The 21,142-nt window shown below is 65.9% G+C and carries 1 protein-coding gene; it reads left to right on the forward strand.

Annotation, left to right across the window (positions count from 1 at the left end):
- The first annotated feature begins 209 nt into the window (after positions 1-209).
- A complete protein-coding gene (locus tag CH271_RS11620; RefSeq protein ID WP_256986374.1) occupies positions 210-21,095 on the forward strand; it encodes a non-ribosomal peptide synthase/polyketide synthase in 20,886 nt (6,961 codons plus the stop codon).
- Positions 21,096-21,142 lie beyond the last annotated feature (47 nt).

Below are 21,142 nucleotides of genomic sequence, written 5' to 3' on the forward strand. Positions count from 1 at the left end.
AGTGTGTCGGGTCGGCTCGGATCGGGTATCGACTTGTAACGGTCCGGTACATACGTACGGATATGTACTGAAAGGTAACTTCGAGTTGCTCCCGGTGAGAAAATAGAGAACGAAGTAAGCAACTTGCTCGACGTGTTCGGTGCCCGCCGATCGCTGCCCGTTCGGCAGCCGGTGGGGGCGCGTGTGATTGTGGGAAAGAGAGGAATCGATTGGACCCGCTAGGTGTGGAAGGTGCTGGACACGACGACGGAGTCGGCAGTCCTGAGCATTCGTCGTTCCCCCTGTCACCGGCCCAATTGGGAATGTGGTTCGCGCAGCATGTGGACCCCTCGGTACCCGCGAACATCGCCCAGTACATCGAGCTGCACGGCGAGCTCGACGTGGAGTTGCTTCGTCGATCATCCTCACAGGCGGCACTCGAACTGCAGTCCGGATTCGTGCGCATCGTCGAGATCGACGCCGAGCCCCGGCAGATCGTCGATCCCACCCTCGACGACTCCCTGAACTACCTGGACCTACGCGGCGAGGCCGATCCTCGTGCAGCGGCCCTGGCGTGGATGCACGGCGACTACAGCGCGCCGATCGACATTCTGCGCGACCGACTGATCGCCGCGACCGTGCTGCGCCTAGAGGACGACGTCTGGTTCTGGTACGAGCGCGTGCATCACGTCGTGCTCGACGGATTCGGTGCCGTCACGTTCATGAACCGTGCGGCGGAGCTCTACACCGCGGCGGTGGAGGGCACCGAACCGAGCAAGAACCTGGCGTCGGACCTGACGAAGGTCTACGACATCGACGTGGCCTACCGCGACTCGAGCCGTTTCGAGGCCGACCGCGAGTACTGGGCGTCGCGGATCGACGGTATCGACGGAGTCACCACCCTCGCCGGTCACACGGCTGCACCGGCGGCGACGAGTCAGATCGACAGCACAGCCCTGTCCGCCGAGACGATGGACGGACTCGAAGCCCTGCGAAGCGAGACCGACACGACGATGGCAACCATCGTCATCGCCGGCTTCGCCGCCTACCTCGCGCAGATGACCGGACGCGAGGACGTCGTGCTCTCGCTCCCGGTCACCGCGCGCACCACCGCGGTGTTGCGCCGTTCCGGCGGCATGGTCTCCAACGTCGTTCCCCTCCGACTCGACGTGTCGGGTGACACCACCGTCGAGACGCTGCTCGCGCGCGTCAACGCCGAGGTCTCCGGGGCCCTGCGGCACCAGCGATACCGGCACGAGGACATTCGGCGCGATTCCGGAGCGGCCAGCGGTCAGGCCTCGTTCTTCGGTCCGTGGGTCAACATCATGCTGTTCTTCGGCGAGGTGCGCCTCGGTTCGATGGTCGGCGGCATCAACATTCTCTCGACCGGCCTCATCGAGGATTTCGGGCTCAACCTCTACACCAGCGTTGCCGGGTCGACCACCCACATCGACTTCGAGTCCAACCCCAATCTGTACGGACCCGAGCAGTCCGGGCGGAACCACGAGAGGTTCGTCGAATTCTTCGCCCGGTTCGTGGCGGCGGGAGCCAAGAGCGCGGTGTGGGATCTGGCACTGACCGACGGTGGCGAACGCGAACTCGTCGTGGCCGAGTGGAATGCCACCGAGCACGAGACCGAGCCACGCACGCTGCTGTCCGCCTTCGAAGCGGCTGCGGCCGCACACCCCGACGCGACGGCCCTGGTGTACGAGGGCGAGTCGGTCACCTACGGTGCACTCTCCGCGCGAGTGAACGGCCTGGCTCGTCACCTGATCGATATGGGTGTCGGCCCCGAGACTCTCGTCGGACTCTCGATCCGCCGTTCGTTCGACCTCGTCGTCGGCATGTACGCGATCGTGGCGGCGGGCGGTGCCTGGGTGCCGATCGACCCCGACCACCCTGCCGATCGCACCGCGTACATTCTCGACTCGGCACAGCCGCGATGCGTGCTGATTTCCTCGCACGACGACGTCGAACTGCCCGAGGGAACCGAGACGGTTGCGGTCGACCTCGTCGACTGCGCGTCGCGGTCCACGGCACCCGTTCGGGATGCCGAACGTACTGCGCCACTGCGACTCTCGAGTACCGCGTACGTGATCTACACCTCCGGTTCGACCGGACGGCCGAAGGGCGTCGCGGTCGAACACGCGGCGATCGACAATCAGATGGAGTGGATGCTCTCGGAGTATCCGATGGATGCATCCGACGTCTATCTGCAGAAGACGGCCACCACCTTCGACGTCTCGCTCTGGGGATTCTTCCTGCCTCTGCGGGTCGGCGCGACAATGGTGCTCGCCACTCCCGACGGGCATCGAGATTCGGTCTACGTGGCCAACAAGATCGCCGAACATCGGGTCACCATCACCGATTTCGTGCCGTCGATGCTGACGGTGTTCGTGGCCAATGCGCCGACGGGTACCTGCAGTTCGTTGCGCCACGTGTTCGTCATCGGCGAGGCATTGCCGGTCGAGACCGCAGCGTCGTTCCGCGCACTGTGCTCGGCGGGGCTGCACAATCTCTACGGCCCCACCGAGGCCGCAGTCTCGGTCACCTATCACCCCAGCGGACCGCAGGACACTCGCACCGTTCCGATCGGTGTGCCCGAGTGGAACACCAAGGCCTTCGTTCTCGACGGTCGGCTACGACCGACCCCGATCGGCGAATCGGGCGAGCTGTACCTCGCGGGAGTTCAGCTGGCGCGCGGCTACGTGGGCCGACCGGATCTGAGCTCGGATCGCTTCGTCGCCAACCCCTTCGGCACCGGCGGCGAGCGGATGTACCGCACCGGTGACCTCGTGCGCTGGCGTGGCGACGGAGTGTTGGACTACATCGGCCGGACGGACTTCCAGGTCAAGTTCCGCGGACAACGCATCGAGCTCGGCGAGATCGAAACGGTTCTGCTCGCCAACGAATCGATATCGCAGGCAGTGGTATTGGTGGTCCAGACGGTCACCGGTGATCAGTTGGTGGCGTATGTCGTCGCGGCTCCGGGACGATCCATCGAATCCGCCGCGGCGATCGAGTTCGCCGGCCACGCCCTACCGTCGTACATGGTGCCTGCAGCGGTCGTCGTCCTCGACGCCCTGCCACTGAACACCAGTGGCAAGCTCGACCGAAAAGCGTTGCCGGAACCGGTGTTCAGCAGCGCGAAGAAGTATCGGGCCCCGCAGAGCCGGGCGGAGTACGTTGTCGCCGGTATCTACGAGGATCTGCTCGGTGCCTCCAAGGTCGGTCTGGACGAGGACTTCTTCGAGCTCGGTGGCAACTCTCTGATCGCCACGCAGTTGGTGACGCGAGTCGGCAGCGCTCTCGGAGTTCGCCTCGGCGTCCGTGAGCTGTTCGAAGCTCCCACGGTCGGCGCGCTGGCGGCCAGGGCCGAATCGGCGGCTCGGCTCGGGGCGGACACCCCGGTGCTGGAGTCGCGGGAACGGCCCGAACGTATTCCACTCTCTCCTGCGCAACAGCGTATGTGGTTCCTCAACCGCTTCGACCCCACCACCGCGGTGTACAACCTGCCGTTCTCCGTCCGTCTGACCGGTCCGCTCGACGTGGTCGCCCTGTCGGCCGCATTCGCCGACGTCGTCGACCGACACGAGACCCTGCGCACCGTCTACCCCGAGGTGGACGGCTCACCGGAACAGGTTGTGCTCACGGCGGCGCGGACCCCGGCGACGATTCTGCCGGTCCGCATCGAACGCGACGAACTGGGCGGTCGCCTGCACGAGCTGGTCGCCAAGGGATTCGACGTCACGGTCGATACACCGTTCCGCATCGCACTCTTCGAGATCTCACCGACCGAGCACGAACTCGCGATGGTGCTGCACCACATCGCCGCCGACGGGGCGTCGTTCGGTCCGCTGGCGCGGGATGTGCTGGTGGCCTACTCGAGCCGGGTCAAGGGGCGCGCACCCGAGTGGACGCCTCTCGAGGTCCAGTACGCCGACTACGCGCTGTGGCAACGAGCGGTGCTCGGTCCCGAGACCGATCCGCTGTCCTTGGCTTCGCGCGAAATCGCGTACTGGAGCGCGACTCTCGAAGATCTTCCCGATCAGTTGGCACTGCCGTCGAGCAGGCCTCGTCCCGCAGTGTCCTCGAACGCGGGCAGCAAGCTTCGGGTGGACGTGCCTGCGCATCTGCACGCCTCGCTGGCGAGCCTGGCCCGGGCGAACAACGCCTCGCTGTTCATGGTCATGCAGTCCGCGTACGCGCTCCTGCTCGCCCGGCTCAGTGGCACCACCGACATCGCCATCGGTGCGCCCGTGGCCGGTCGAGGAGAACCAGCACTCGACGACCTGGTCGGCATGTTCGTCAACACACTCGTACTGCGCACCGAGGTCGATCCGGCGTTGACGTTCGAGGAACTCCTCTCGCGCGTTCGTGACACGGACCTGTCCGCGTTCGCGCATGCAGACGTGCCGTTCGAGCGCCTCGTCGAGGTGCTGAACCCGGTGCGTTCGACGTCCCGGCACCCGCTGTTCCAGGTCGCGATCTCGCTGGAATCGGCGATGTCTCGTGAACTCACCGTCGGTGGCCTGCGCGCTACAGCCGCCGAATTCGACGTTCCCATCGCCAAATTCGACGTACAGCTGTGGCTGACCGAGCATCTCGACGACGGGGCACCCGCGGGTATCGACGCGGTGTTCGAGTACGCCACAGATCTGTTCGACGCCGATCTCGTCGAGAGTTTCGCTCGTCGCTTCCTGGCGATTCTGGACGCGGTCACCACGGACTCGACGGTGCCGGTCGGCGACGTCGCGATCGTCGATGCCGCGGAGCACCGGTCCGTGGTGTCGCAGTGGAACGCATCGGGAGACGACGTCTCTCGGGAGCTGACCCTGGTGGATCTGCTCGACGCCGCTGTCGCACGTCACCCGGACGGCGTCGCGGTGCGCTTCGGTGACTCGTCGATGACATACGCCGAGTTCGACGCGCACTCCAACCGTCTTGCCCGCGTTCTCATCTCCCACGGCGTCGGCCCCGAAAGCCTGGTCGCCGTCGCCCTTCCGCGGTCTGCGGAACTCGTCGTCGCGCTCGTCGCGGTGATCAAAGCCGGCGGTGGATACCTCCCCGTCGATCCGAGCTACCCACTCGACCGAGTCGAGTACATGCTCGACGACGCTCGGCCCACAACCGTACTGTTGTCCGGCTCGAACCGAGTGGAACTGCCGTCCGACGTCGAATCTCGTACCGGCGCAGCATTGCTCGACATCGACACCGTCGATCTGTCGTCGGTGTCCGGCGATCGTCTCACCGACGAGGACCGGACGAGTCCGCTGCGACCCGACAACGTCGCCTACGTCATCTACACCTCGGGTTCGACAGGCCGCCCCAAGGGCGTGATGATTCCGCACCGCAACGTCGTTCGGCTGCTCGACAACACCGATTCGGTCTACGGCTTCGGTGCCGACGACGTGTGGACGATGTTCCACTCCTACGCCTTCGATTTCTCGGTGTGGGAGCTGTGGGGCCCGTTGCTGTACGGCGGCACGTTGGTCGTCGTCGACTACTTCACCTCGCGGTCGCCGGAGGCATTCCACCGCTTGCTCGTCGACGAGCAGGTCACGGTGCTCAACCAGACGCCGTCGGCGTTCTATCAGCTGTCCGAGGCCGATCGCACGACGGCAACCGATCATGGCGAACTGTCACTGCGCTACGTGATCTTCGGCGGTGAAGCCCTCGAACAACGGCGTCTGACCGGGTGGTTCGAGCGGCACGGGCACCGTTCGCCCCAGCTCGTCAACATGTACGGCATCACCGAGACGACCGTGCACGTGTCCTATCGTGCGCTCGATGCCGCGTCCGTCGAGACCAGCGCTTCGGTGGTCGGCAAGCCCATCGCCGGGCTGCGGGTGTTCGTGTTGGACACCCGCCTGCATCCGGTTCCGGTCGGGGTGCCCGGCGAAATGTACGTTGCCGGTGGACAACTCGCCCGCGGTTATCTCGGTCGCCGGGAGCTGACGTCGGTTCGCTTCGTGGCGAACCCCTTCTCGTCGGGAGCCGACGACGGATCGCTGCTGTACCGAACCGGTGACCTCGCACAGTGGAACGCCGCAGGAGAACTCGAATACCTCGGTCGTTCCGACGATCAGGTCAAGGTCCGTGGTTTCCGCATCGAGCTGGGCGAGGTGGAGGCGGCGGTGACCGCGCAGCCGACCGTCACCCAGGCCGCCGTGGTCGTTCGCGAGGACTCGCCCGGTGCCGCTCGACTGGTCGCCTACGTGGTGTCCGCTGCGGTCGAGGGTCGGCCGATCGTCGACATCGAAGACATCAGAACCGGTATCGCCGAGGTACTTCCGGAGTACATGGTGCCGTCGGCGTTCGTCGTGCTCGACGCCATCCCCCTGACCGTCAACGGCAAGCTCGATCGCCGGGCACTGCCGGCTCCGGTGTTCGAGGTGCGCGAGTTCCGTGCCCCGACGACACCGATCGAGGAGATCGTTGCCGACGTCTTCGCGGACGTTCTCGGGGTGGAGCGCGTGGGTCTCGACGACGATTTCTTCGAGCTCGGCGGTAACTCGCTGATCGCCACACAGGTGGTCTCGCGCCTGGGAGTCGCTCTCGATGCCACCGTGCCGGTGCGCATGCTGTTCGAGGCGTCGACCGTGGCGCTGCTCGCAGTACGGGTTGAGCAGGCCGCAGGGGAGGGCGGCCGCACCGCACTCGTCGCGACCGTGCGGCCCGAGCGAATTCCGCTCTCGCTCGCGCAGCAGCGAATGTGGTTCCTCAATCGATTCGATGCCGACTCCACCGCATACAACATTCCGTTCGCACTGAGACTGACCGGTGAACTCGACGTCGCCGCGCTGCAGGTTGCGATCATGGACGTGATCGACCGGCACGAATCGCTGCGTACGGTCTACCCGGACGCCGCGGCCGGCCCGCAGCAGTCCATCCTCGACGCCGCTCAGACGGTGCCGAACCTGATGCCCATTCCGACGTCCGCAGCCGATATTCAGCGGCAGGTCTTCACACTGGCGTCGACGACGTTCGACGTGACGGTCAACGTTCCGATTCAGGCCCGCCTCTTCGAGATCGGTCCTCGCGAGCACGTCATCGCCATGGTGGTGCACCACATCTCGGCCGATGGCTGGTCGATGGGTCCGCTGGCCCGCGACCTCATGATCGCGTACGCCTCGCGTACCGCGTGGGAGAACCCGGCGTGGATGCCGCTCGAGGTGCAGTACGCCGACTACAGCCTGTGGCAGCGTTCGGTTCTCGGCTCCGAGGACGATCCGCAATCGCTGATCTCCGGTCAGGTCGACTACTGGGCCGACATGCTTGCCGGTCTGCCCGATCAGCTGGATCTGCCGACCGATCGGCCGCGCCCGAATCGTCAGTCCTACCAAGGATCGTCGATCCGATTCGATGTACCGGCCGAGGTCCATCGAGGCCTGTCCTCGCTGGCCCACACGCACAACGCATCGCTGTTCATGGTCGTCCACGCGGCTCTGGCGGTGCTGCTCGCACGCCTGTCCGGCACCGAGGACATCGCGATCGGTACTCCGGTCGCAGGCCGAGGCGACGCAGCCCTCGACGACGTGGTCGGCATGTTCGTCAATACCCTCGTGTTGCGCACCGACATCGAGTCGGGTCGGACGTTCTCGGAGCAGATCGGGCGCGCCCGCGAAGTGGCGCTCGGCGCGTTCGGACACGCCGATCTGCCGTTCGAGCGTTTGGTCGAGGTGCTCAATCCGTCCCGATCGCAGGCGCGGCACCCCCTGTTCCAGGTGATGCTCTCGTTCGAGAACCTCACCCGCACGCACGTCGACCTACCGGGTCTGTCGGTGGACAGCGTCGCCCTCGATGCCGAGGTGGCGAAGTTCGACCTGCAGCTGACCGTCACCGAGTCCATCGGAGTGGACGGTCGCGGACAGGGCATGGCCGCCGAGTTGACCTACGCGACCGACCTGTTCGACGCCGCGACGGTGAGAGGGTTCTCCGAACGTTTCGTGCGGATACTCAGTGCCGTGGTGGCAGATCCCTCGCTGTCGGTGGGAGACATCGACCTTCTCGACGACGGCGAGCGCGAGCGAGTCGTGACAGCGTGGAACCGCACCGAACACGAGGTACCGGACCGGGTGACGCTGGTCGACCTGTTCGATCGTCAGGTGGCCGAGACTCCGGATGCCAGAGCATTGGTGTTCGAGGGTGAGCGGTTGACGTATGCGGAGTTCGCGGGGCGTGCGAATCGTCTTGCGCGACTTCTGGTGTCGGCCGGGGTTGGGCCTGATTCGCTGGTGGGGCTCGCGATCGGGCGGAGTCTGGACCTGTTCGTGGGTATGTACGCGATCGTGAAGGCCGGTGCGGGATACGTGCCGATCGATCCGTCGCAACCGGCGGATCGGAACGAGTACATCGTTGCCACGGCGGCTCCGGTTCGGGTGTTGTCGACGACGCGTGATCACGTGGAGTTCGCGGGGGTCGAGACGATCGACATCGACACCGTCGATGTGTCGGGTCTGTCTGCGGCACCGTTGACCGACGCCGAGCGCACGGCACCGTTGCGGGCGTCGAATCTCGCGTACGTGATCTTCACATCGGGTTCGACGGGACGTCCCAAGGGCGTGGGTGTCTCGCACGAGGCGATCGTGAATCGGTTGCTGTGGATGCAGCACGAGTACGGGTTGACCGCCGAGGACGTGGTGTTGCAGAAGACTCCGTCGACGTTCGATGTGTCCGTGTGGGAGTTCTTCTGGGCGCTGCAGAACGGGGCGTCGGTGGCCATCGCTGTTCCGGACGGTCATCGGGATGCGTTGTATCTGCTCGATGTCATTGCTCGCGAGCATGTTTCGGTGGTGCACTTCGTGCCGTCGATGATGTCGGTGTTCGTACCCGAGGTGGAGCGACGCCGAGCGTCGGGTGCCTCGCTGCGGTTGGTGTTCGCATCCGGTGAGGCATTGGCTCCGACCACGGCCCGCGCGCTACGGCGGGCAATCGCTGGAGTGGAGTTGCACAACCTGTACGGCCCAACCGAGGCTGCCGTCGACGTGACCTATCACGCTGTCACGGACGAGGATTCGGAGGTGATGCCCATCGGAGCACCGGTGTGGAACACCTCTGTCTACGTGCTCGATTCGCGACTGAATCCCACTCCCGTCGGTGTCGCAGGTGAGCTCTATCTCGCGGGTACTCAGCTGGCACGTGGCTATGTGGGACGCTCGGACCTGACCGCGGACCGCTTCGTGGCACATCCGTTCGCTACCGGCGGGCGGCGCCTCTATCGCACCGGCGACGTCGTGCGGTGGAACCGCAACGGCGAGCTGGAATACGTGGGACGGTCGGACTTCCAGGTGAAGCTGCGCGGCCTGCGCATCGAACTCGGCGAGATCGAATCGGCATTGCTGGCACAACGCTCGATCTCCCAGGCGGTCGTCGTGGTCCGCCACGAGCAACTCGTCGGGTACGTCGTACCGGCCGGTGCCTCGGTGGAGACCGGTGCCGTCCTCGGCGCGCTGCGGTCTCGGCTCGCGGAGTACATGGTGCCGTCGACGCTGATCGTGCTCGAGGAGTTTCCGCTCGGCGCGAGTGGAAAGCTCGACCGTAAGGCGCTGCCCGATCCCGCTTTCGAGGTGACCGAGTACCGGGAACCGACCAACGACATCGAACGCACCGTTGCCGAGGTCTTCGCCCAGGTCCTCGGAGTCGAGCGTGTCGGTCTCGACGACGACTTCTTCGAGCTCGGCGGAAACTCCCTCATCGCAACGCAACTGGTCTCGCGACTGGGCGTGGCCATGGACACCAGAATCGCGGTGCGAGAGCTGTTCGACACCTCCACGGTGGCCGATCTGGCCGCGCGGTTGGGCACACTGGTCGCCACGGGAAGCCGCCCGCCGTTGGTGCCTCTGCAACGGCCGCAACACATTCCGTTGTCGCTCGCGCAGCAGCGAATGTGGTTCCTCAACAAGTTCGACGTCGAATCCGCAGCCAACAACATTCCGATCGCCGTGCGACTGTCCGGTCTGCTGGACCGCCGCGCAATGCAGATTGCGGTCGCGGACGTCGTGGCTCGGCAGGAATCCCTGCGCACGGTGTTCCCGGAGACCGACGGAACCGCACACCAGGTCATCGTCGACGCAGCCTCGGCCACGCCGGATCTGACGCCCATCGACATCGCCGCACACGAGGTCGCGGATGCGTTGCGAGAACTGGCGACCACCGGATTCGACCTGTCGAAGGACCTGCCCTTCCGAACCAGACTCTTCGAGGTCAGCCCCACCGAGCACCTGTTGGTGTTCGTCGTCCATCACATCGCGGCCGACGGGTTCTCGCTGGGCCCGCTGACCCGAGACGTGATGAACGCGTACGCGGCTCGCTCGCTGAACCAGGAGCCCTTCTGGTCTCCGCTGCCGATCGACTACGCCGATTACAGCCTCTGGCAGCGCCAGGTACTCGGTTCCGAGGACGACCCGCAGTCTGTCGTCTCGCAGCAGATCGACTACTGGACAACAGCTCTGGCCGGTCTGCCGGACCAGCTCGACGTGCCGTCCGACCGCCCGAGGCCCGTCGTGGCGTCGAACAGTGGTGCGCTCGTGCGCTTCTCCATCGACGAGGATCTGCACCGCGCACTGATCGATGCCGCCAGAGCAGAGAACGCCTCGCTGTTCATGGTTGTGCACACCTCCTTGGCCGTACTGCTGTCGCGGTTGTCCGGCGAAGCCGACATCGCGATCGGCACCCCGGTCGCCGGACGCGGTGAAGCTGCCCTGGACGACTTGATCGGCATGTTCGTCAACACGCTGGTGTTGCGCACCGAGATCGACACAGCGCGTCGATTCGACCAGGTACTCGCCGACACCCGCGAGACCGACCTGTCGGCTCTGGCCCACGTGGACGTACCGTTCGAGCGACTGGTCGAAATCCTCAACCCCGCCCGATCCACGGCTCGTCATCCCCTCGTGCAGGTGGTGCTCGCGTTCCAGAACCTGGGACAGAAGGATCTCGAACTGCCGGGACTGTCGGTCTCCGGTGTCGATTTCGAGACGCTGGTCGCACTGTTCGATCTGCAGTTCACCTTCGTCGAGTCGATCGGACCCAGCGGCGCTCCGCAGGGCATGACCGTCGACGTCACCTACGCCACCGATCTGTTCGACGAAGCCACGGTCGTCACGCTGGGCGATCGCCTGATCACAGTTCTCGAAGCCGTCGCCGACAACCTCTCGACCGTGGTCGGCGACATCGAACTGCTCGAGCCCGTCGAACGCAGGCGTGTGCTGGTCGACTGGAACGACACCGAGCACGAGGTCGACCGAGCACAGACGTTGGCCTCCCTCGCCGGACAGGTCGACTCATCCTCCACCGCACTGGTTTTCGGAGACGACACGCTCACCTACGGAGAATTCCAGGAACGGGTCGCTCGGCTGGCGCGCTTCCTGATCGACCGTGGTGTCGGACCCGAGAGCGCAGTGGGCATCGCTGCCCGTCGCTCGGTGGAACTGCTCGTCGGAATCCACGCGATCATCGCCGCCGGTGGCGCGTACGTACCGATCGATCCCGATCAGCCGGCCGAGCGGATCGCACACATTCTCGGAACCGCGGCACCGGTCTGCGTGCTGACCACGTCACGAGACACGGTGGAGGCCGACGGCGTCGAGGTCCTCGACATCGACACCCTCGACTTGTCCGGCTTCTCCGACACGCCGATCACCGACGCGGACCGAATCGGTGCGCTGGCACCGTCGAACACCGCCTACGTCATCTTCACGTCGGGTTCGACCGGGCAGCCCAAGGGCGTGGCCGTCACCCACGAGGCGATCGTGAACCGCCTGCTGTGGATGCAGTCGGAATACGAGCTCACCACCGACGACGTCGTGCTGCAGAAAACCCCCGTCACGTTCGACGTGTCGGTATGGGAGCTGTTCTGGCCGTTGCAGATCGGTGCCACGTTGGTCATCGCGAAACCCGACGGTCATCGTGATCCGCAGTATCTGCTCGAGACGATCGAGGCGCAGTCGGTCACGACGGCACACTTCGTACCCTCGCTGCTCGAGGTCTTCGTTTCCGTCGTGGCAGCAGCGCCGTCGACTGCGGCCGCCACTCTGCGGACTCTGTTCGCCTCCGGAGAGGCGCTACCCGCCGAGGTCGGCGATCGGCTCCGACGGGTGCTGCCGGGCGTGGCGCTGCACAACCTCTACGGTCCCACCGAGGCTGCCGTCGACGTCACCTATCACGCAGTGTCGGAGGCGGACGTCGACCTCGTGCCGATCGGTGTCCCCGTGTGGAACACCAGAACGTACGTCCTCGACGCGCGACTGTCTCCGGTCGCTCCCGGGGTGGCGGGCGAGTTGTACCTCGCCGGAGTTCAACTGGCCCGCGGATACCTCGGACGAACGGACCTGACGGCCGATCGATTCCTTCCCGACCCGTTCGGAGAACCGGGCACGCGCATGTACCGCACCGGTGACCTGGTGCGCTGGCGTGCGGTGCCCTCCGGTTCGGGACGGTTGGAATACCTGGGCCGCACCGACTTCCAGGTCAAGCTCCGCGGACTGCGGATCGAACTCGGCGAGATCGAGACCGTGCTGCGCAAGCATCGGTCCGTGGAATCGGCCGTCGTTCTGGTTCGGCAAACAGCTGCCGCGGGCGATCAGCTGGTCGCCTACGTCGTACCCGCTGTCGGCGGAACCGTCGACGTTGCCGAACTGACGGAGTTCGCGTCGCGCTCGCTCGCGAGCTACATGGTCCCGGCCGCGACCGTCGTGCTCGACGCACTGCCGCTGACGCCCAACGGCAAGCTCGATCGTCGTGCGCTGCCGGAGCCGAACATCGAGCAGCGTGCTTTCCGTGCGCCGACCACGACGTCGGAAACCGTTGTGGCAGAAGTGTTCCGCGATGTCCTTGGTATCGATGTGGTCGGTGCGGACGACGAGTTCTTCGCCCTCGGCGGCAACTCCCTCGTCGCCACGAGAGTGGCGTCGAGAATCGGCGCGGCACTCGACACCACGGTGACCGTCCGGACCATCTTCGAGGCCTCCACCGTGTCCGCCCTGGCGGCCAGGCTCGACGAGCTCTCGGGTTCGGGCCGTCGAATTCCTTTGGTGCGCACCGATCTGCCGGATCTGGTACCGCTCTCGCTCGCGCAGCGCCGCATGTGGTTCCTCAACCGGTTCGACCCCGAGTCCGCGACGGAGAACCTCCCCGTCGCCATCGATCTCGGCGGCGATCTCGACATCCCCGCCCTGCGGGCGGCCGTGGCCGACGTCGTCGAGCGGCACGAGTCGCTGCGAACGGTCTACCCGGAGGTCGACGGTGTCGCTTCTCAGGTGATCGTTCCGGCTCAGCAGGTGGTTCCGGATCTGGTGCCCACGGCGACCATCACGGCCGAACTGCCGTCGGCGTTGGCGGCGCTGGCCATGGGCGGGTTCGACGTCACCACTGCGCCGCCGTTGCGTGCCGCGTTGTTCGAGCTGGAGTCGGACCGTCACGTTCTGGCGTTCGTCACCCATCACATTGCCGCAGACGGATTCTCGATCGGACCCATGACTCGGGATCTGATGGTCGCGTACGCGGCGCGCAGCGCGGGCACCGAGCCCGGTTGGGCTCCGCTCGCCGTCCGCTACGTCGACTACACGCTCTGGCAGCAGGCCGTTCTCGGCTCCGAGGACGATCCGACGTCACCGGTCTCGAACCAGATTCGGCACTGGACTCGGGCACTCGCTTCGCTGCCGGACGAGGTCACCTTCCCCGGCGATCGAGTCCGCCCGGATCGGTCGTCGTACCGCGGCGGCAACATCACCCTCGCCCTCGATGCAGACACGCACGGACGCCTCGGCGACGTGGCCCGCGCCAACCAGAGCTCGCTGTTCATGGTGTTGCACTCCTCGCTCGCCGTGTTGCTGGCAAGACTGTCCGGAGAGACCGACATCGCGATCGGTACACCGGTCGCAGGGCGCGGCGAGGCCGCACTCGACGACGTCATCGGAATGTTCGTCAACACGCTGGTGCTGCGCACCGATATCGATCACGGCGGCGCATTCACCGAGCTTCTGGCGCGGGCACGCGAGACCGACCTGTCGGCGTTCGCCCACGCCGAGGTGCCGTTCGAGCGGCTCGTCGAGGTACTCGACCCACCGCGGTCGGCGGCTCGTCACCCGCTCGTCCAGGTGATGCTCACCGTGCAGAACATGGAGCAGACCGAGCTCGAACTCCCGGGCCTGAGCGTGCGCGCAGTCGACCTCGAGGTCGAGACGGCCAAGTTCGACGTTCAGTTCACGTTCACCGAGAACCACGTCGACGGCGGCATGACCATCGACGTCACCTTCGCCCGCGACCTGTACGACGACAGCACGGCGCGTGCAATCGGCGAACGTCTGATCCGCGTCCTCGAGTCCGTGGCACTCGACCCGGGTCAGCGAATCGGCGACGTCCCGGTGATGGACGAAGCCGAACGCGGCCGTGTTCTCGCACTCGCCCAGGACGCGCCTGCCGTCGCCGATTCGCTCGACACGATCGTCGATCTCTTCGCCGCTCGGGTGGCCGAGGACCCCGACGCTTCCGCAGTGGTGTTCGAGGGTGCCTCCACGAGCTACCGACAGATCGACGAGTCCTCGACGGCACTGGCGAGAATTCTCGCCGCCCAGGGGGTCGGGCCGGAGTCGCTGGTGGCCGTCGTGCTGCCGCGCACCGCCGATCTCGTCGTGGCACTGCTCGCGGTGCTCAAAGCCGGGGGTGCCTACGTACCGATCGATCCGTCCTACCCGGCGGACCGCATCGAATTCGTCCTCACCGATTCTCGTCCGGTGGCCGTCCTGACGTGGACGGGTGTGGAGGTGGCGCTCCCCGCAGCGCTTCCCAGGATCGACATCGACACCGCCTCGGCCGAGAGCGACCTGCCGGCGACCGATCCGATTCCGGCGACCGCGGCTGCGACGGCGTACGTCATCTACACCTCGGGCTCGACGGGCAAGCCCAAGGGCGTGCTGATTCCGCATCGCAACGTCGTACGGCTGTTGGCGAACACCGCGCGGCACTTCGGTTTCGGTCGAGGCGACGTGTGGACGCTGTTCCACTCGTTCGCGTTCGACTTCTCGGTGTGGGAACTGTGGGGCCCGCTGACCACCGGCGGTAGCGTCGTCGTGGTCGACTACTTCACCTCCAGGTCGCCGGAAGCATTGCGGGAGTTGCTCATTCGTGAGCGAGTCACCGTTCTCAACCAAACTCCGTCCGCGTTCTACCAGCTCGATCAGGTCGATCGCACCGCAGGCTCGGCAGATGCCTATTCGTTGCGGTACATCGTGTTCGGTGGCGAGGCGCTGGAACTGCGACGACTGGCCGGTTGGTTCGATCGTCACGGCGACGATTCCCCGCAACTGGTCAACATGTACGGCATCACCGAAACCACGGTCCACGTCTCGCACCGTGTCGTGGACGCGCGGTCCGCGGCGCAGGCATCGGGATCCCTGGTGGGACGCGCCATCTCCGGGCTGTCGGTGTACGTACTGGATTCGCGGTTGTCGTTGGTACCCGCAGGCGTGCCGGGGGAGATGTACGTCTCCGGTGGTCAGGTCGCGCGCGGGTATCTCGGCCGAGCCGGATTGAGCGCGACGAGATTCGTCGCCGATCCCTTCGCAGGTGACGGATCCGTGCTGTACCGCACCGGCGATGTCGCTCGGTGGTCGACCGACGGCGAACTCGAGTTCGTCGGTCGCGCCGACGACCAGGTCAAGATCCGCGGTTTCCGAATCGAGCTGGGCGAGGTCGAATCCGCCGTTGCGTCCGCTCCTGCCGTCGGGCAGGCCGCGGTGATCGTGCGCGAGGACACTCCCGGTGCCGCACGCCTGGTTGCTTACGTCGTGCCCGCGGCCGAGTCGACCATCGACATCGACGTCGTCAGGGCCGCGATCGGGGAGAACCTTCCCGAGTACATGGTGCCCTCGGCCTTCGTGGTGCTCGACGCGATTCCGTTGACCGCCAACGGAAAGCTGGATCGACGAGTCCTGCCCGAGCCGGCTGCGCGCACTCGTGAGTTCCGGTCACCGACCACTCCGGTGGAGGAAATGGTCGCCGACGTCTTCGCCGATGTTCTCGGCGTCGAACGTGTCGGTCTCGACGACGACTTCTTCGAACTCGGCGGCAATTCGCTGGTGGCAACACAGGTGGTGTCCAGGCTGGGTGCCGCAGCGGACACGACTGTTCCCGTGCGCGCTCTGTTCGAGGCACCGACGGTCGCGGCTCTGGCTGCGCGGGTCGAGCAGGGTTCGGGCGCAGGCGCGCGTCCGGCGCTGGTGGCATCGACGCGACCGAGCCGAGTGCCGCTCTCGCTCGCGCAGCAGCGGATGTGGTTCCTCAACCGCTTCGATTCCCAGTCCACGGCGTACAACATCCCGTTCGCACTTCGGCTCAGCGGACGTCTCGATGTCGACGCGTTGCAACGTGCGGTCTCCGACGTGATCGAGCGTCACGAGACTCTGCGATCGGTGTACCCGGATTCACCCGAGGGCCCACATCAGGTGATAGTGCCGATGTCGGAGGTTCCCACCACCCTCGAGGTGATCGACACCGACGCGGAGTCGGTGACCGCTCGAGTTCTGGAGCTGCTGTCGGCGACGTTCGACGTCACGACCCGGGTGCCGCTGAAGACCGCGCTCTTCCGCGTCTCGGACACCGAATTCGTACTCGGCATGGTCATCCACCACATCAGTGCCGACGGTCTTTCGGTGATGCCGTTGTCCACCGACGTCATGACCGCATATGCCGCGCGCACCCGCGGTTCCGATCCGGCGTGGGCACCGCTGCCGGTGCAGTACGCCGACTACGCGCTGTGGCAGCGACAGGTTCTCGGGTCCGAGGAGGACTCGGAATCGATTGCTGCGCAGCAGATTCGGTACTGGGAGAATGCTCTGGCCGAGTTGCCCGAGCAGATCGAACTACCGCTCGATCGTCCGCGTCCCGCCGAGCAGACCTTCCGGGGCAGCCGCGTCGATTTCCGGATCGACGCAGCCGCGCACGCTCGACTGACCGAACTGGCACGCGCGCACAACGCGACGGTGTTCATGGCGGTGCACGCGGCGTTCGCCGTGCTGCTCTCGCGCATGTCGGGATCGCCGGACATCGTCGTCGGAACCCCCATCGCGGGTCGTGGCGAAGCGGAGATCGAAAACCTCGTCGGCATGTTCGTGAACACGCTGGTGCTGCGGCTCGACGTGGCTGCCGGAGCGAGTTTCGAGGACCTTCTCGACGCAGCTCGAGAAACCGATCTGCAGGCCTTCGCCAATTCCGACATACCGTTCGAGCGGCTCGTCGAGGTCGTCAACCCCACCCGGTCGACGGCCCGTCACCCGCTGTTCCAGGTCGGCTTCTCGTTCCAGAACTTCGCGCGCCGAGAATTCGAGCTCGACGGACTGGACATCTCGGCACTGGACACCGAGACCGGAACGTCGCAGTTCGACCTGCACCTGATCGTCTCCGACGCCCCGCGCGACGACGAGGCGTCCGGTGGCTTCGATGCGTTGTTGACCTACGCGACCGATCTGTTCGACGAGCGCACTGCTCGCTCGCTCGTCGCGCGGTTCGAGGCCGTTCTCGACGCCGTCGCGGCGTCGCCGTCGACCCCGGTCGGCGACCTGGATCTGTTCCTCGACGGTGAGCTGCCCGCCATCGTCGACGAGTGGAACGACACCGATCGTGAGTTCGATTCCGCAGTGGGCAGCACTCTCGCCGATCTGTTCGCGGACTCGGCAGCGCGTCACGCCGACGCCGTTGCCCTCGTGCACGACGACGGCACGCTGACGTACGGCGAGTTCTCCGAGCGGGTGTCGCGTCTGGCCCGTCACCTGATCGGCCTGGGTGTCGGACCCGAAGTTCCAGTCGGACTTGCCATCAGGCGATCGGTGGATCTGCTCGTCGGCATGTACGCCATATCCGTGGCCGGTGGTGCCTACGTCCCGATCGATCCGGATCAGCCGGCCGAGCGCAACGCGCTCGTGTTGGAGACCGCTGCGCCGCTGTGCGTACTGACATCCGGTGCCGTCGGGCCGGAGATCTCTTCTGCAGCAACGGTCGTCGATCTGACACAGCTCGATCTCACGAGCCGGTCGTCCACGCCGGTGGGGACCTCCGAGCGCCGCGGTGTGCTCTCCGCCGAGAACACGGCCTACGTCATCTTCACGTCCGGCTCCACCGGGCGACCCAAGGGCGTGGCGGTCTCGCACGGTGCCGTCGTCAACCAGTTGAACTGGCTGCGCGCGGAGTACGGCCTGAACGAGACCGATGCTTCGCTGCTCAAGACCGCAGCGACATTCGACCTGTCGGTGTGGGAGTTCTGGTCGCAGCTGACCTCGGGTGGGCGGCTCGTCGTCGCGAACCCCGAGGGTCATCGCGATCCGGACTACCTGCTCACGCTGGTCCGTCGGCACGCGGTGACGACGTTGCATCTGGTCCCGTCGATGTTGTCGATGCTCGGCACCGTTGCCGCGGGCGAGCTGTCACCCGATCTGCGACGCGTCCTGGCCATCGGTGAAGCACTACCCGCAGCGGTGGCGCAGGATTTCCGACGGCACAACGGTTCCGCCGAGCTGCACAACCTCTACGGCCCGACCGAGTCAGCGGTGTCGGTGACCTCGCACCCGGTCACCGATGCCGACACCGTGGCCGTGCCGATCGGCGTGCCCGAGGCCAACACCGCCGTGTTCGTGCTGGACTCTCGCCTCCATCCGGTTCCTGCCGGAGTCACCGGAGAGCTCTATCTCGCCGGTGCGCAACTGGCGCGAGGATACTTCGGGCGAGCAGACCTCACCGCCGAGCGGTTCGTGGCGAATCCGTTCGACGCGAACGGAACGCGGATGTATCGCACGGGCGACCTCGTACGCTGGCGAGTTCCGCTCGTCGACGGTGCGCCGGCAGCGGCCCGCCTCGACTACATCGAGCGTGCCGACTTCCAGGTCAAGATTCGCGGATTCCGCATCGAACTCGGTGAGATCGAGGCTGCCCTGCGCACACAGGCAACGGTGGCCGACACCGCCGTCGTGGTGCACTCCGGCGAATCGATGGGGGACCAGTTGGTCGCCTACGTCGTCGGACAGTCCGGAGCTGTACTCGACGTGGCGAGTGTCGAAGCCGAACTCGCTCGCGCCGTGCCGTCGTACATGGTTCCTGCGGCGTTCGTCGTCCTCGACGCCCTCCCGCTCAACGCCAACGGCAAATTGGATCGACGGGCCCTTCCGGCACCGCAGTTCGAGGTTGCCGAGTTCCGTGCCCCGGTCACTCCGATCGAGGAGATCGTCGCGGCCACCGTGGCGGAACTACTCGGTCTCGATCGCGCCGGACTCGACGACGACTTCTTCGCGCTCGGTGGAAACTCATTGGTCGCAACGCAATTGGTCTCGAGGCTGGGCCAGGCGCTCGACGCCCAGATTCCGGTGCGAGCAGTGTTCGCGGCGTCCACCGTTGCAGGTCTGGCCGCTCACATCGCCCCGCTCGTCGGTGGCGGTGCGCGCCGAGAACTGACCGTCCGTGAGCGACCCGATCTGCTTCCGCTCTCGATCGCTCAGGAAAGAATGTGGACGATCAACCGGATCGACCCCGGTTCCTCGGCGTACAACATTCCTGTCGCGGTCCGGCTGACCGGCACACTCGACATCGACTCCCTGCGCGGGGCGTTCGACGACGTTCTCGGACGCCACGAGATTCTGCGCACGGCATACCCCGATTCGGTCGACGGGCCGGTGCAGCAGATCGGTTCCGTCGCCGACGTGCGGGTCGACCTGACGCCCGAGCGGGTGGAACCTGATGCTGTGATCTCGCGCCTGACCGAGACCCTCGGTGCCGGGTTCGACGTCACGAAGTCGGTTCCGGTGCGGGCCGCGCTGCTGCAGGTCGCCGAGAACGAGCACGTACTCGCTGTAGTGGCACACCACATCGCCGCCGACGGCTTCTCGATGGGTCCGCTGATCCGTGATGTCATGGTGGCCTACACCGCTCGGGTTGCGGGGGAGATGCCGGCATGGACGCCGCTACCGGTCCAGTACGCCGACTTCGCGCTGTGGCAGCGTGACGTGCTCGGCAGCGAGAGCGACCCCGAGAGTCCGCTCGCGAAGCAACTGGCGTACTGGACGACCGAGTTGGCAGGAGCGCCGGAACAGTTGGCGCTCCCGCTGGATCGGCCGCGACCGCCTCGCCCGACGATGCAGGGTGCCTCGTACGACTTCTCGTTCGGCACCGACATCGCATCGGCGATCGAGAAGATCGCGCGCGAACACTCGGCGACGACGTTCATGGTGGTGCACAGTGCCTTCGCCGTGCTGCTCTCGAGGCTGAGCAACTCCTCCGACATCAGCATCGGCACTCCCACTGCAGGTCGCGGTGAACAGCAACTCGACGAGCTCGTCGGCATGTTCGTCAACACGCTCGTGTTGCGAACGCGACTCGATCAGAGCGGCACGTTCGTCGAGCTGCTGCAGCAGGCCAAGGACAAGGACCTGGCGGCGTTCGGCCACGCGGACGTCCCCTTCGAGCGGCTCGTCGACGCACTGGGCCGGGCACGGTCGAGTGCCTACACCCCGCTGTTCCAGGCCATGCTGACCTTCCAGAACCACGTGACCGGAACGTTCGAGTTGCCGGGTCTGCAGGTGCAGGCCTTGCCCGCGGGCGACGACCAGGCCAAGTTCGATCTGCAGCTGACCGCAGTCGAAAGATTCGACGACACCGGCGCTTTGCGTGACATCGACGCGACGTTCACCTATGCGACGGCGATCCTCGACGAGTCGTCGATCGCGACGTTCGCCGATCGACTGCTGCGGATTCTGAACGCCGTCGTCTCGGATCCGGATGTGGTGCTGCGGTCCATCGACATCCTCTCCGACGAGGAAAAGGCCGAGTTCGCACCGCGAACCAAGCCCAAGACGGTGGACGATCTACCCGAACTGGTTGCCCGGGCAGCGAACGTCGCACCCGATGCGGTGGCACTCGAACACGAATCGACGACGATCGATTTCGCTGCTCTGCACGCCAAACTGGCACAGATGTCGGCAACGATGGGCTCGGCTATGAAGCCGCAGGCTCTGGTGACGGTCACACTGTCGGCACTGGTTCCGGGTATCTTGCCCGCCCTCGGTGCTGAGGGGCTGAACACCGCTCTGGCATCGTTGATCGAACGGGCGGAGTCGGTGATCGCGTCGTCGTGACGAGAACCGAGTTCGCCGGTTGTGCACGTGGATCGATCAGGAGGAAA

The sequence above is a fragment of the Rhodococcus sp. 05-340-2 genome, from assembly GCF_002258915.1.
GTDB lineage: Bacteria > Actinomycetota > Actinomycetes > Mycobacteriales > Mycobacteriaceae > Rhodococcoides.